Genomic DNA, 14,364 nt, shown 5'->3' on the forward strand with positions numbered 1-14,364 from the left:
TAAGAAACCCTAAACTTGGCTCAGCAATCTCAAATGACTATGTGATTTCTCGCATGGCCACTTGTGATGCTGATAATCTTGGCGACGATCAGTCCATACTCACAAGCACCCACACGAATTGCTTGATTCGATTGTTAAAGAGCGATTTGGTTAAGCGCTTTGCTCAACCGAGGCCGCGCATTCTACGCTTTCCTCTAAGTCTGTCAAGCGTTTATTTTGAAGTTTTTTCCGAGAAACCCGTTCAACTTCAACCGCTTAACTCGCTGCGATCTCTCGTAGCGGGAGGCGAATCATACAGCGTTAAAACCTGCTGTCAACTGCCTTTTTCACCGCTGCCGATCAGAAGACCGAAGCCTTTCCGATACTACCTGAATCGTTCAACTCGTTGATTATCAAGGAGTTTTGCGTTTCAACTGCGTCGGAAGTGGGGCGCATTATAAGGGGATTCGAAACCCCGTCAACAGTTATTTCAAGAAAGTTTCAAACCGCCCTGCCCCGCCCCAGCAAACGAGGGACACGACGCCACACCGGCGGAATACGCACAAACATCAATACTGCCCCGACGGCGGCGTATATCACCCACTCTTGCAGGTCTGAGCGAACGATCCAGAGGAAGTGCAGCAATCCCAACCCGAGAATCCCATAAGCCAACCGGTGCAACTTCTTCCATCGCGCGCCGAGCCTCCGCTGACTGTAACGATTCGACGTCGCCGCGAGCGCCAGCAGGCCAAGAAAGCCCAACACTCCCACAATGATGTAAGGGCGCTTGCGCAGCTCGACACCCAATTGCCCCCAGTCCAGCCCGAGGATGAACACAATATAGGAAGCCATGTGCAGGACGACGTAAGCAAAGCACCACAACCCCAGTTGCCGCCGCACGACTATCCAAGCGGGCCACCCTGTGAGTCTCTGCAACGGCGTCATGCTCAAGGTGACCAGCAAGAAGGTCAACGCGCCAAGACCCAGGCGATCTACCAAGATTTTGCCAGGGTCTGGTCCCAGCAGATTCATCGCCGCTTCATATAGCCACCAACCGGGAAACGCACACCCCACCAGGAAAATGGCCAGTCGAAACCAGGGATAACGCATCAGTAGTTCTTCCGCAGATCGAGCCCCGCATACAGCGACGCCACTTCATCGGCGTAGCCATTGAACATCAGGGTATCGCGCACATTGGGACTGAACAGCCCACTGGGCAAACGCCTTTCCCTGGCCTGGCTCCAGCGCGGGTGGTCGACCATCGGATTGACGTTGGCATAGAAGCCATATTCCGTAGGCGCAAGACTCTCCCAGGTGGTGCTTGGCCGCTCTGCCACCAGGCTCATGCGCACGATGGACTTGATACTCTTGAACCCGTACTTCCATGGCACTACCAAGCGCAACGGCGCGCCGTTCTGATTGGCCAACTCCCGGCCATACATGCCTACCGCCAGAATCGCCAAGGGATGCATCGCCTCGTCCAGGCGCAGCCCCTCTACATAGGGCCAATCGATCAAGGCAAAGCCTGAGCGCTGCCCAGGCATGCTCTGTGGATCCTGCAGCGTCTCGAAGCGTACGTAGCGCGCCTTGGAGTTCGGCTCGACCTGCTTGAGCACCTGTGCCAATGGAAAGCCCAGCCAGGGAATGACCATCGACCAGGCCTCGACACAACGCAACCGATAGATGCGCTCTTCGAGCTGGTAGGGTTTGACGAAGTCTTCCAAGGCATAGCGACCGGGCTTGGCCACTTCACCATCGACCACCAGAGTCCAGGGCTCGGTCTTAAGCGCACCGGCATTGGCCGCTGGGTCCCCCTTGTCGGGGCCGAACTCATAGAAGTTGTTGTAGTGGGTGGCGTCCTTGAACGGCGTGATCGCTTCGTCCTTGACCGTCACAGCCTGCCAGCGCGCGGCTGCCAGCTTGTCTGTGAACCAGGCAGGCGCGGCACCAGGCGCGACGTCGGCATAGCGCGACGCCTCGACAGCCGAACCAGCACGCGGCAACGCGCCAAGGGCCAGCCCTGCCAGGGAAGCCCCAAGCATTGAACGCCTGGAAAGATAGAGTCTTTCAGGGGTGATCTCCGACGCTTTGCAATCGGACGATCTGGGAGACTTGATAAGCATGACGGCTCCACAGCACAGGCAACGGATGTACCTGTAAGACTATGGAGCCGGAGGGTTATTCCAACATTAACGCTTTGTCAGCTTTTGCGGCGACGACCACGCAGCAGATACTGCACAGGGCCGGAAATCGCATAGCCGAGGAAGATCAGCAGCAGGATTCGGGGCGGGTCGCTGAACACCACCGCGAACACCAGCACCACAGCCAGAATGGCCACGAAGGGCACACGCCCCTTGAGGTCCAGCTCCTTGAAGCTGTTGTACTTGATGTTGCTGACCATCAGCATGCCGGCAGCGGCCACCAACAAGGCGACCAGGAACGACAGCTTGGAGCCCTGGATGCCATAGTCACTGAAGGCCCATACGGTGCCAGCGACCACACCGGCGGCAGCCGGGCTGGCCAGGCCGATGAAGTAGCGCTTGTCAGCCGTGCCGACTTGGGTATTGAAGCGCGCCAGACGCAATGCCGCACCAGCGACATAGATGAAGGCGACCATCCAGCCGACCTTGCCCATGTCGCCCAGCGCCCAGACGAACGCCAGCAAGGCAGGCGCAACGCCGAAGGCCGCCATGTCCGACAGCGAGTCGTACTCGGCACCGAAGGCGCTCTGGGTGTTGGTCATGCGCGCAACACGACCATCGAGGCTATCGAGGACCATGGCCACGAAGATGGCGATCGCGGCGAACGCGAAGTACTTGCTCGCTTCACGCGGGTCGCCGGCACTGAGGTAACCGTGCGCGCTGATGGAGCTGACGATGGAATAGAAACCGGCAAACAGGTTGGCGGTCGTGAACAGGTTGGGTAGCAGGTAAATGCCACGGTGACGGACCTTGCGCCCTTCGGCGTCATGCCCTTCTTCAATATGCTCATCGACAGGTAGCAGGCTTTCGGCGTCGGAGGGCTTATTCGGCTCTTCGGGACGTTCGCTCATGAAAAGTACCTTGCAACTGGGGTGGAAAATATTCGACACGGGCCTGCGAAACAGGTTCTGACGGCAAGCCACTGGTCGCTTTATACCAGAAGCAGGCCGCGTAAACGAAAAAACGCGGCCGAAGCCGCGTTTTTCATGTTACCGACGCAAGACTTAGTTCTTGGTCTTGTCGACGATCTTGTTGGCCGCGATCCAAGGCATCATGGAGCGCAGTTGCTCGCCGATGACTTCGATGCCGTGAGCGGCGTTGTTACGACGCTTGGCGGTCATCGATGGGTAGTTGGTGGCGCCTTCGGAGATGAACATCTTCGCGTACTCGCCGTCCTGGATGCGCTTCAGAGCGTTGCGCATGGCCTTGCGGGATTCTTCGTTGATGACTTCCGGACCGGTGACGTACTCACCGTATTCGGCGTTGTTGGAGATCGAGTAGTTCATGTTGGCGATACCGCCTTCGTACATGAGGTCAACGATCAGCTTCAGCTCGTGCAGGCACTCGAAGTAGGCCATTTCCGGCGCGTAGCCCGCTTCGACCAGGGTTTCGAAACCGGCCTTAACCAGCTCGACGGTACCGCCGCACAGAACGGCCTGCTCACCGAACAAGTCGGTTTCGGTTTCGTCCTTGAAGGTGGTTTCGATGATACCGGTACGGCCGCCGCCGACGCCCGAGGCGTACGACAGAGCAACGTTCTTGGCGTTGCCGGAGGCGTCCTGGTAGACGGCGATCAGGTCAGGGATGCCGCCGCCCTTGACGAACTCGGAGCGAACGGTGTGACCCGGAGCCTTCGGCGCGATCATGATCACGTCCAGGTCGGCACGCGGAACGACTTGGTTGTAGTGGATCGAGAAGCCATGGGAGAAGGCCAGGGTAGCGCCCTTCTTGATGTTCGGCTCGATTTCGTTCTTGTACAGGGCGCCTTGGAACTCGTCCGGGGTCAGGATCATGACCAGGTCGGCAGCGGCGACGGCAATAGCAACGTCAGCGACTTTCAGGCCGTGGGCTTCTGCCTTGGCAACGGTGGCCGAACCTTTACGCAGACCGACGGTAACGTCCACACCGGAGTCCTTGAGGTTGCACGCCTGGGCGTGCCCCTGGGAGCCGTAACCGATGATGGCGACTTTCTTGCCCTGGATAATGGAAAGGTCGCAGTCTTTGTCGTAATAAACTTTCATGAAATACCCCTGTTATATCTCGGCTCCACGGAGCCATCACTGATTCTTGTATGCGTATTCAGATACTGAGCACTTTGTCGCCACGGGCAATGCCGGTGACGCCGCTGCGCACGGTTTCCAGGATCGACGCGGTGCCAATGGCCTGGATGAAGCTGTCCAGCTTATCGCTGGTACCGCTCAGTTGCACGGTGTACACACTGGCGGTGACATCGACGATCTGGCCACGGAAGATATCCGTGGTGCGCTTGATCTCGGCGCGCTGGGCGCCGGTGGCCTTGACCTTGACCAGCATCAGCTCGCGCTCGATGTGAGCACTCTCCGACAGATCGACGAGCTTGACCACTTCGACCAGTTTGTTCAGGTTCTTGGTGATCTGTTCGATCACTTCGTCATGACCAACGGTCGTCAGGGTCAGGCGCGACAGAGTCGGGTCCTCGGTCGGCGCCACGGTCAGGCTTTCGATGTTGTAGTTACGCTGGGAGAACAGACCGACCACGCGAGACAAGGCACCGGGTTCGTTTTCCAACAGCAGGGAAATGATGTGCCGCATATCAGGTACGCTCCGTCTTGCTCAGCCACATGTCACGCATCGAGCCGTCCTTGATCTGCATCGGGTAGACGTGCTCGGTCCTGTCGACCGCGATGTCGATGAACACCAGGCGGTCCTTCATCGCGAAAGCCTCTTCCAGTTTTGGCTTGAGGTCCTTCAGGCTGGTGATGCGGATACCCACATGGCCATAGGCCTCAACCAGCTTGACGAAGTCAGGCAGCGACTCCACGTAGGAATGCGAGTGACGGCCGCTGTAGGCCATGTCCTGCCATTGACGAACCATGCCCAACACACCGTTGTTCAGGTTGACGATCTTCACCGGCAGGTCGTACTGCATGCAGGTGGACAGTTCCTGGATGTTCATCTGGATACTGCCTTCACCGGTCACGCAAGCCACGTCCTGGTCAGGGAAGTTGAGCTTGATGCCCATCGCCGCCGGGAAGCCGAAGCCCATGGTGCCCAGGCCGCCGGAGTTGACCCAACGATTTGGCTTGTTGAAACGGTAGTACTGCGCCGCGAACATCTGGTGCTGGCCGACATCGGAGGTGATGAAGGCATCGCCCTTGGTCACTTCGCACAGGGTTTCGATCACGGTCTGCGGCTTGATGACGCTGCCATCGCCCTTGTCGTAAGGGAACAGGCCGCGGTCACCTCGCCACTCGTCGATCTGCTTCCACCAGGCATCGAGTGCCGCCTTGTCAGGCTGCTCGCCGATCTCCTTGAGGATGGTGAGCATCTCGGTGAGCACACTTTCGACCGGGCCAACGATCGGCACGTCGGCCTTGATCATCTTGGAGATCGACGCCGGGTCGATGTCGATGTGAATGATCTTGGCGTTCGGGCAGAACTTGGCCGGGCCATTGACTACGCGGTCGTCGAAACGCGCACCGACAGCGAAGATCACGTCTGCATTGTGCATCGCCATGTTGGCGGTGTAGCTGCCGTGCATGCCCAGCATGCCGATGAACTGACGATCGGTGCCCGGGAAGCCACCCAGCCCCATCAGGGTATTGGTGACCGGCAGGTTCAACGACTTGGCAATCTCGGTAAGGGCTTCGGAGCCGCCGCCAAGAATGACCCCACCGCCGGAATAGACCACCGGACGCTTGGCTGCCAAGAGCATCTCGGCCGCTTTGCGGATCTGGCCGGAATGACCGCGGACAGCCGGGCTGTAGGAGCGCAGCTTGACCTTCTTGGGATAGACGTATTCGAACTTCTCGGCCGGGTTGGTCATATCTTTTGGAATGTCGACCACGACCGGGCCTGGACGGCCGGATTGCGCCAGGTAGAAGGCTTTTTTCAGGACTTCGGGAATTTCCGAGGCATGCTTGACCATGAAGCTGTGCTTCACGATCGGCCGGGAAATACCAATCATGTCGGTTTCCTGGAAGGCATCGGTACCAACCATGGTGCTAGGCACCTGACCGGACAGGATGACCATCGGGATCGAGTCCATATAGGCAGTGGCAATGCCGGTGATGGCATTGGTCGCGCCTGGGCCGGAAGTCACCAGCACCACGCCGGCCTTGCCGGTTGCACGGGCGTAACCGTCCGCCATATGGGTGGCAGCCTGTTCGTGACGAACCAGGATGTGGTTGATCTCCGGTTCCTTGAACAGGGCGTCGTAAACATGAAGGAGAGCACCGCCAGGGTACCCATAGATGTGCTTAACGCCTTCGTCACGCAAGAAGCGGACGACCATCTCAGCGCCAGATAAAAGCTCCACGTTGTTCACCTCTAAAACGCCAGAATACCGCCCTCAAATGGACGGGTCTTAATAGGTTTACTGCCAAGCAGAGCATGAGCGAACGTCAGCACTGACTGAGCAAGTATTGGGAGCGCCCCAGAGTGTTGCGGGGGGTTCCCACCCAGCGCGAGGTAACGCGTTGCGGGGTGTTACAAGTCGGCGCGGGTGTGCGCCTCATGATCTGCTTAGCGGGTCTGCTTCTGGCAGTCCCTCTACAGCGGAATCTGGATTCTTCTGATTCGTCGCGCGCAAGTCAAGAAAAATTATTGCCAATTTTTCCCCAGGATGAATTCCTGCCACCACGAAAAAGGTGGTCAGCAGCATGAAAATAAAGATTTCCAAAAAAAAGGGCCACAATCTGCGGCCCTTATAGGAAAAAAAGAAGAAATCAGGCGGAAGGACTGATCAATTGGTCAAATGCTGCCAGCAGACGTCTAAGCTCGCGACTCTGCTCTGGGCGATCGACGAACACCGTTTCGGCCATGACCAGAATGCCAGAGGCATTGGGCAGCGGGTGACCGTGCTCGATGATGAGCTTCATACGCGGCAGGAAAATCCATTGCAGCCACTGCTCGAAGGTCATCACATCCACCGCGAACGGGACCACGCTGGCCAGTGCTTCGGCGCTGGGCACCTGTTCGCTCCACCAGCCCTGGACCTGCAATTCGCGCTCGATCAACAACAGATGATCGGCAATATCGAGGATGCGTTGCTCCATCACGAGGTAGTCCGCGCCTTCTGCCGCGCCAATGCCGCACCCTGGCTGTCCCCTTGCTTCTCACGGGCCTGGGCGATGGTGTTCCACAGCTCGGCCTGCAGGTCGGGACGCCCATTGGCGTAGGTCAGCGCACGACGTGCCAGTTGCTCAGCCTGCGCCGAGTCGCCCTGGGCCAGGCGCACCTGGGCCAGACGGAACAGTACCTGCGGCTCGCGCGGAGCGATGCGCTGGGCACGCTCCAGGCTCGAGGCGGCACCGTTGAAGTCACCACCGCCCTGTTGCTGCTGAGCGGTGGTCAGCAGCGCCAGCACCGGCCCATCGAGCTGCTCATCGGCCGACAGCCCGCCGGTGGCGTTGCTGCGCGGAATACCGGTCGGAGCGCTGGGCGTGCTGGACGCGCTGTTCATCGAGGCGATGTCGAACGGCTCGTCGGCAATCGGGTTGGGGTTGGTGGCGATCGGGCCGCTGCTCACAGGGCCAGGGGTGATTGGCCCAGTGCTGATTGGCGCAGCCGTACCGGCCGGGAAGGCCTGGATGGGCGCTGCGCCAGCGCCTTGCGGGATCACCACGGTCACACCGGAATCCTCAGGCAGGGACTGCGCCTGGCTGGTGCCTCCGCTGGGCTGGCGGGCAACGTTACGGTTGCTCGCAATTCGCTCACTGTTCGATACCCGGGTGCTCGAGTCCACCACGGGGATATTGCCGCGCGGAACGCTGGAGCACCCCTGGAGCACGGCAATCGCCGTCAAGGCAGGAAACAACCACTTGTTCACTTCACACCCTCTTCAAAGCTAGCGCTCAATTCATCCATCCCTTGACCCAGTCCATGACGGACTCCACTGGGTCTTGCGGGCCACCACAGGCAGCGCCGGCAGGCGGTTCACTTCCACGAATATACGGCATCTGCACCGCCCCCGGACAGCTACCGTCCGACCCCTGGCCGCTGTACGGGTCGATCCAGGCTTGCACCACGTTGTCCGGTTGCGGCATGTCCAGCGGCAGCGGGTCGGCTTTCTTCATGAAGCTGGTCCATACCTGCAAGGCACCCGTGGCACCGGTGAACGGCGTCTTGCCGTTGTCGTCGCGGCCCAGCCAGACCACCGCCAGCAAATCCTGGCTGAAGCCGGAGAACCAGCTGTCGCGCGAATCGTTACTGGTACCGGTCTTACCTGCCAGGGTCAGCGAACGGGGCAGCACGTTGTAGACCGAACGGCCGGTACCCTCGCGCATCACCCGCTGCATGCCGTTCTGCACCAGATAGATGGCACCTGGATCGAAGGTCTGCTGGATCTGGAACGGGTAGCGCTTGAGCGGCTCGCCTTCGGCGGTGAGCACACTGCGGATACCACGCATCGGCGTGTTGAAACCGCCATTGGCGATGGTCTGGTACATGGTCGCCACCTGCATCGGCGACATGCCGCCCGCGCCCAGCAGCATGGACGGGAACGCCGGCCAGTCGACCTTCACGCCCAGCCTGCCAATGGTCTTGATCACGTTGGGCACGCCCACTTCCAGACCGATCTTGGCGGTGGACAGGTTGTAGGAGTTGGCCAGCCCTTGGTACAGGTAGATGGTGCCGTGGGGGCGACGATCGTAGTTTTGCGGACGCCAGACCTGGCCGTCAGCGCCTTTGACCGAGAACGGCTCGTCCTGCACCCAACTGGTCAAGGTGTACTTGCTGGGTTGTTCCAGGGCGGTCAGGTAGACCGCTGGCTTGACCAGCGAGCCGATCGGCCGTACGGCGTCGATGGCGCGGTTGAACCCGGCGAAGCCGGCCTGCCGGCTGCCGATCAGCGCCTGCACCTCACCGGTTTCCGGATTGGTCACCACCATCGCCGACTCGACCTCATCGGCACCCTTGCGCCCAGCCAGGCGCTTGAAGGTCTCGCTCATGGCCGTCTCGGCCTTCATCTGCAGGATCGGATCGAAGCTGGTGAAGATACGCAGGCCTTCTTCGGTCAAGTCTTCGTCGCGATAGTCCTGGCGTAGTTGGCGCTTGACCAGGTCGAGGAAAGCCGGGAAGGAACTGTCGGCCAGGCTGCCGCGCTTGGTCACGCCCAGCGGCATCTTTTTCGCCGCTTCGGCCATCTCCTGGCTGACCACGCCCTGCTCGGCGAGCAGGTCGAGCACCAAATTGCGTCGGGTGAGCGCACGCTCGGGATAACGACGCGGGTTGTAATAGGACGGCCCTTTGACCATCCCCACCAGCAAGGCGATCTGGTGCAGCTTGAGCTCCTGCAGCGGCTGGCTGAAGAAGAACTGGCTGGCCAGGCCGAAGCCGTGCACCGCACGCTGCCCATCCTGGCCGACGAATACCTCGTTGAGGTACGCCTCGAGAATCTCGCGCTTGTCGTAGTGCAGCTCCAGCAGCATGGCCATCATGGCCTCGTTCAGCTTGCGGCTGAGGCTGCGCTCGTTGGTCAGGAAGAAGTTCTTCACCAACTGCTGGGTCAGGGTACTACCGCCCTGGCGCATGGCGCCTGCGGAGGTGTTGACCCACAAGGCACGGGCGATGGATTTGGGCGATACGCCATGGTGGCTGTAGAAGTCGCGGTCTTCAACGGCGACCAGGGTTTCCAGCAGATAAGGCGGAACCTGGTCGATCTTGATCAGGATCCGGTCTTCGAGATTCTTGGGATAGATGCCGCCAATCATCAGCGGTTCGAGTCGCACCACATCCAGCTTGCCACCATTGGCACCGGACAGCCCGGCGACATAATCGCCGGAGAAACGCACGCGCACGAACTGCGCAGGTTCCATGCCCTCGTAGAACTGAAAGCCTCGGGTATTGAGGTCGACCGTGTTGCCGTTGACCGAGGCCGCGCCCGGGCCGTTGGCGGCCGCTTCACGACGATAGCCCAAGGCATCGAGCTCTGTGAGGAAGTCGTTGCGGCTCAACTTCTGGCCGACGAACAGCTCCAGCGGACGGGCGTATACCTTGGCCGGGATGGTCCAACGCTTGCCGGAGAACTTCTCCTGGACGACAGCATCGAGATAAACCGCGAAGCCGGCAAGCACCACCAGGCCGACCAGGCTGAGCTTGAGCGCCCAGCCCAGCCAGGCGCGGGAGCGGCCGGTCGGGCGTTTCTTGGGGGTACGGGAGTTTCGGGTACGAGTCATGGCGGCGGATTATACGCACTTTGATAAAGGCTAGTGGCCTGCGGGACGAAACGGAAAGCTCGCGTTCATCCGCCAGGATTTCCAGCTGTTTGCAGGGACGGCACCATTGACCATAATGGCGCTTTCGAATTCCCTGCCCCAGAAGGATTGCCCGTGAGCCAAGCCCTGATCAGCGCGCTGCAGAACCCCGCCCTCTATGCCCACCCGGTGGACGGGTTCCAACTCATCGAGACGCATATCTCCTGGGTGCTGCTGACCGGCGAGTACGCCTACAAGATCAAGAAGCCGATGAACTTCGGCTTCCTGGATTTCACCGAGCTGGACCAACGCCGTCACTTCTGCAACGAAGAGCTACGCCTGAACCAGCGCCTTACCAAGGGCCTGTACCTGGAAGTGCTGCCGATCACAGGAACGGCCGATGCCCCGCAACTGGGCGGCGCCGGCGCACCGATCGAGTATGCCTTGAAGATGCGCCAGTTCCCCCAAGGCCAGATGCTCAGTACCTTGCAGGCCAATGGCGAACTCAATGCCAGCCACATCGACCAGATGGCCCGTCAGATCGCCGAATTCCACCTGCAGGCGCCCAAGGTATCGGTCGACCATCCGTTAGGCACACCTGACAGTGTCATGGCACCGGTCGAGCAGAACTTCGAGCAGATCCGTCCGTTCCTCAGCGACAAGGCCGACCTGCAACAACTGGACAACCTACAGGCGTGGGCCCGCAGCAGCTTCGAGCGGCTTCACGGGTTGCTCGAGGCGCGCAAGGCCCAGGGGTTCATCCGCGAGTGCCATGGCGACATCCACCTGGGCAACGCCACGCTGATCGACGGCAAGGTGGTGATCTTCGACTGCATCGAATTCAACGAGCCGTTCCGCCTGACCGACGTCTATGCCGACACCGCTTTCCTGGCCATGGACCTCGAAGACCGCGGGCTGAAATGCCTGGCCCGTCGTTTCATCAGCCAATACCTGGAGCTGACCGGCGACTACGAAGGCCTGGAACTGCTCAACTTCTACAAGGCCTACCGCGCCCTGGTGCGCGCCAAGGTCGCACTGTTCAGCATGCCGGCCGATGCCGACGGCGTGCAGCGTGCCACCACCCTGCGCACCTACCGCAACTATGCCAACCTGGCCGAAAGCTACAGTGCCATTCCATCGCGGCTGCTGGCCATCACCCATGGCGTCTCGGCCGTGGGCAAGAGCCACGTGGCCATGCGTCTGGTCGAAGCCCTGGGCGCGATTCGTGTACGTTCGGATGTCGAGCGCAAGCGCCTGTTCGGCGAGCAACAGCAACAAAGCGCTGGCCAACTGCAGGCCGGCATCTATGACCAGGACGCCAGCCGCGCCACGTATCAGCGCCTGCATGAGCTGGCGGCGATCATCCTGCGTGCAGGCTTCCCGGTGGTGCTCGATGCCACCTACCTCAAGCTGGCCCAGCGCCAAGCCGCGGCCCAGGTTGCCAACGAAACGGGCGTTCCGTTCCTGATCCTCGATTGCCAGGCGCCCGACGCGGTCATCGCCAGCTGGCTGGCCCAGCGCCAGACCGAGGCTAACGACCCCTCCGATGCCACCCTGGAAGTGGTCAAGGCCCAACAGGCCAGCCGCGAACCGCTGAGCGCCGAAGAACTGCCCCACTGCAAGCGGGTGGACACACAGGAAAGCGCCAGCATGGACCAATTGATCGAGCAGATCCGCCAGCGTCTCCCAGGCATTTGAACGATTCATGAAGGGCTGCTCTTGCAGCCCTTTTTGCATGCCATCGCGACCGGGTAAAGCCACGCTCACAGATGCCAACGCCCGGTTTTCAGGGTGGCCCTCGTCGGGGGTCGATGGCAAAAGGCCGCGTATTTCCCAACCCCCGCTACACTCCTCTGAAACCTGCTCGCGATTTATCCCAAAGACCTCGTTCAGCCATCGCAAGGAGGCCCGATGAACGATGAATTGCAGCATCTGAGAAATCTTGGCAAGACCTCCGCGCAATGGCTTCATGCCGTCGGCATCCACAGTGCATCGGACTTGCGCCGCCTGGGCGCGGTAGGCGCCTACCAGGCTGTGAAGTCGCGGGGGTTCCGGGCATCGAAGGTATTGTTGTACTCCATCGAGGCGGCACTGCTGGACATGCACTGGAATGATTTGCCGGTCGAGCGTAAACAAGCGCTCGATGAACAGCTGGACGCCAAAAGCCCTGTGCAAAAAAAATCAAAATAGGCGGGATGGGGGGATTGACCTATAAATGAGAATCGTTATGATTATCACAACTGGTCGCGAGACTGGTTGGATAACCTGAAAAGTCCTTGGTTCGGACGCTCAGATTATCTCCTCATCAGGCTAATCACGGTTATTGACCCGGCACTTTGCCGGGTCTTTTTTGCCTCGGATAAACAAAGGCCGATCAACGACGCAATCGGGCGCAGTAGTCCTGTTCAGGCAAGGCGGCCGTGTACCAGACGTAGTCGGCCATGCCCGGCTCGACTTTTTCGCCCACCTCCACCAGTAACAACACTTTGGATTCGCTCTCTGCGCCCAGATCAGCCAGGTGCAGTGGCACACCCAAGTCCTTGCGCGCATGGTAGCTGCCGGTCAGCAACAGGGCCGGTTGTGGCGCGCCAAGGACGCGTTCGGCGATGCGGCGGTCGCGTTGCTGCTGCACGGCAAGCATGGCCGGCAGCTGGTTTTCCGGCAGCAATCCACAGTGTCCGGCGCGCACCTGGTCTAGCAGCGCAGCCTTGACCGCAGGTGCATTCGAGCGCGGCCCCTGCAACACCGGGGTGTCCCGATAAGCCTGACGCAACTCCTCCGGCGAAAGATTGGCCGCCAGCAGCGCAATCTGCCGATGCAAAGCCTCCTGCACGATCGGCCCATACCATTGCCAGTCCCAGCCGTCCTGCCAGGCCAGGGCTTTGGGCAAATCCTCAGGCATGACCGCCTGCCCTTGCACGGCATCGATCAGCGGTTGTTGCGAGGGCTGCAGCATCTCCAGCAACAGGCTGCCTTGGGGGCGACGGGCCTCCAAGGCTCGCAACAGCCACAGCTGCAACGCGTGGTGATCGGGATTGTCGTGCTTCTCTCCCACCAGCACCCGAGGCGCCGGGGCCAGGTACGCAACTAGCTGCTCTGGCGTGAGCTGCTCACCCGTGGCCAGGTCACGGATTTGCCCCAGTTGTGCGCTATCGCGTCCTTCGCCGGCCTGCCACGCCGGCAAGTCGGGCAGGCTGGCCTGGCAGCCGGACAACACCAAAGCCAGCAGGATCGATAGGCCGGACAGCACGGGATGGCGCATGGGCAAAGCCTCCTAGCGGGTGATGATCAACGGATGACCGAGCTCCGGGTGCGGCTGCACCAGCACATCGATTCCAAATACCGCCTTGAGCGCGTCAGGCGTCAGCACCTGCTGCGGGGTGCCCAGCGCATGGCAGCGTCCCTGCTCCAGCAACAGGATCTGGTCACAGTAGCGCGCGGCGAGGTTGAGGTCGTGCAGAATCACCATCACCGCCGCGCCCTGGTCGGCAAAGCGCCGCACCGCTTGCAAGGTGGTGTGCTGGTGCAAGGGGTCCAGCATCGAAGTGGGCTCGTCCAGCAGCAGGGTGGCGCCCTCCTCCCCCGGCCACAGCTGCGCCAGCACCCGGGCCAGGTGAACCCGCTGGCGCTCGCCACCGGACAGCGCCAGGTAGCTGCGATCGACCAGGTGCAGGGCATCAGCCGCACCCAAGGCGGCGTGGACGATTTCCTGGTCGCGTTGCTGACCACTGGCGTGAGGCAGCCGGCCAAGCCCGACCACTTCTTCGACACCAAATGCAAACCCAAGGGTGGAAACCTGCGGCAGTACCGCCAGGCAACGAGCGCGTGCTTGGCCTGGCCAGTCCGCCAAGGTGCGACCACGCAAACGCACCTGCCCCTGACTGGGAGCCAGCTCGCCGCACAGCACGCCCAACAGGCTACTTTTGCCGGCCCCATTGGGGCCCAGTACACCCAGGACCTGCCCAGGACGCACGTGCAAGTCGATCGCCTGCAGCACGTCCTGGGTTCCG

12 protein-coding genes and 1 pseudogene are annotated in these 14,364 nt (G+C 60.7%); 2 read left to right on the forward strand and 11 right to left on the reverse strand.

Annotation, left to right across the window (positions count from 1 at the left end; all coding sequences use genetic code 11):
- Positions 1-480: 480 nt before the first annotated feature.
- The 9 genes from msrQ to mrcB all read right to left on the reverse strand — a co-directional run bounded on the left by msrQ (position 481) and on the right by mrcB (position 10,336).
- On the reverse strand, positions 481-1,089 hold the full coding sequence (gene msrQ, locus BLS27_RS20815; protein ID WP_090346734.1) for a protein-methionine-sulfoxide reductase heme-binding subunit MsrQ: 609 nt from the start codon (positions 1,087-1,089) through the stop codon (positions 481-483).
- Positions 1,089-2,102: a protein-methionine-sulfoxide reductase catalytic subunit MsrP gene (gene msrP / locus BLS27_RS20820; RefSeq protein ID WP_043215776.1), complete on the reverse strand. Its 1,014-nt coding sequence runs from the start codon at positions 2,100-2,102 to the stop codon at positions 1,089-1,091. Before msrP ends, msrQ begins: the two co-directional genes overlap by 1 nt.
- Positions 2,103-2,179: 77 nt before the next feature.
- Complete coding sequence (pssA, locus tag BLS27_RS20825; protein ID WP_043215775.1) at positions 2,180-3,031, reverse strand: CDP-diacylglycerol--serine O-phosphatidyltransferase; 852 nt, start codon at positions 3,029-3,031, stop codon at positions 2,180-2,182.
- A gap of 153 nt (positions 3,032-3,184) precedes the next feature.
- A complete protein-coding gene (ilvC, locus tag BLS27_RS20830) occupies positions 3,185-4,201 on the reverse strand; it encodes a ketol-acid reductoisomerase (protein WP_090346737.1) in 1,017 nt (338 codons plus the stop codon).
- 58 nt (positions 4,202-4,259) lie between these two features.
- On the reverse strand, positions 4,260-4,751 hold the full coding sequence (gene ilvN, locus BLS27_RS20835; protein ID WP_003250040.1) for an acetolactate synthase small subunit: 492 nt from the start codon (positions 4,749-4,751) through the stop codon (positions 4,260-4,262).
- Between the two features lies 1 nt (position 4,752).
- Complete coding sequence (locus BLS27_RS20840; RefSeq protein ID WP_043215778.1) at positions 4,753-6,477, reverse strand: acetolactate synthase 3 large subunit; 1,725 nt, start codon at positions 6,475-6,477, stop codon at positions 4,753-4,755.
- Positions 6,478-6,886: 409 nt separating this feature from the next.
- Positions 6,887-7,219 (reverse strand): YqcC family protein, encoded by a 333-nt coding sequence (locus BLS27_RS20845; protein ID WP_043215773.1) that lies wholly within the window; start codon positions 7,217-7,219, stop codon positions 6,887-6,889.
- On the reverse strand, positions 7,216-7,989 hold the full coding sequence (locus tag BLS27_RS20850) for a tetratricopeptide repeat protein (RefSeq protein WP_090346739.1): 774 nt from the start codon (positions 7,987-7,989) through the stop codon (positions 7,216-7,218). Before BLS27_RS20850 ends, BLS27_RS20845 begins: the two co-directional genes overlap by 4 nt.
- Positions 7,990-8,014: 25 nt before the next feature.
- Positions 8,015-10,336 carry a penicillin-binding protein 1B gene (mrcB, locus tag BLS27_RS20855; protein WP_090346742.1) on the reverse strand — a complete coding sequence of 774 codons (2,322 nt, stop codon included), beginning with the start codon at positions 10,334-10,336 and terminating at the stop codon, positions 8,015-8,017.
- Between the two features lie 153 nt (positions 10,337-10,489).
- On the opposite strand from mrcB, the gene BLS27_RS20860 reads away from it, so the two are divergent.
- Together BLS27_RS20860 and BLS27_RS20865 are read left to right on the forward strand one after the other, a co-directional pair.
- A complete protein-coding gene (locus BLS27_RS20860) occupies positions 10,490-12,052 on the forward strand; it encodes a bifunctional aminoglycoside phosphotransferase/ATP-binding protein (RefSeq protein ID WP_090346744.1) in 1,563 nt (520 codons plus the stop codon).
- A 213-nt stretch (positions 12,053-12,265) separates the two neighbouring features.
- Positions 12,266-12,544 carry a TfoX/Sxy family protein gene (locus BLS27_RS20865; protein ID WP_043210034.1) on the forward strand — a complete coding sequence of 93 codons (279 nt, stop codon included), beginning with the start codon at positions 12,266-12,268 and terminating at the stop codon, positions 12,542-12,544.
- Positions 12,545-12,728: 184 nt separating this feature from the next.
- Here BLS27_RS20865 and BLS27_RS20870 read toward each other — a convergent pair whose 3' ends face one another.
- On the reverse strand, positions 12,729-13,616 hold the full coding sequence (locus BLS27_RS20870; protein WP_090346746.1) for a ChaN family lipoprotein: 888 nt from the start codon (positions 13,614-13,616) through the stop codon (positions 12,729-12,731).
- A 12-nt stretch (positions 13,617-13,628) separates the two neighbouring features.
- Positions 13,629-14,342, reverse strand: a pseudogene (locus BLS27_RS20875) (heme ABC transporter ATP-binding protein); the annotation flags it as partial.
- Positions 14,343-14,364 lie beyond the last annotated feature (22 nt).

This window comes from Pseudomonas guariconensis (assembly GCF_900102675.1).
In the GTDB taxonomy this organism is placed as follows: Bacteria; Pseudomonadota; Gammaproteobacteria; order Pseudomonadales; family Pseudomonadaceae; genus Aquipseudomonas; species Aquipseudomonas guariconensis.

Excerpts from the sequence above, each read along its gene's own strand:
- msrQ (WP_090346734.1), bottom strand. The coding sequence starts at position 1,089 with ATGCGTTATCCCTGGTTTCGACTGGCCATTTTCCTGGTGGGGTGTGCG.
- msrP (WP_043215776.1), bottom strand. The coding sequence starts at position 2,102 with ATGCTTATCAAGTCTCCCAGATCGTCCGATTGCAAAGCGTCGGAGATC.
- pssA (WP_043215775.1), bottom strand. The coding sequence starts at position 3,031 with ATGAGCGAACGTCCCGAAGAGCCGAATAAGCCCTCCGACGCCGAAAGC.
- ilvC (WP_090346737.1), bottom strand. The coding sequence starts at position 4,201 with ATGAAAGTTTATTACGACAAAGACTGCGACCTTTCCATTATCCAGGGC.
- ilvN (WP_003250040.1), bottom strand. The coding sequence starts at position 4,751 with ATGCGGCACATCATTTCCCTGCTGTTGGAAAACGAACCCGGTGCCTTG.
- mrcB (WP_090346742.1), bottom strand. The coding sequence starts at position 10,336 with ATGACTCGTACCCGAAACTCCCGTACCCCCAAGAAACGCCCGACCGGC.
- BLS27_RS20865 (WP_043210034.1), top strand. The coding sequence starts at position 12,266 with ATGAACGATGAATTGCAGCATCTGAGAAATCTTGGCAAGACCTCCGCG.
- BLS27_RS20870 (WP_090346746.1), bottom strand. The coding sequence starts at position 13,616 with ATGCGCCATCCCGTGCTGTCCGGCCTATCGATCCTGCTGGCTTTGGTG.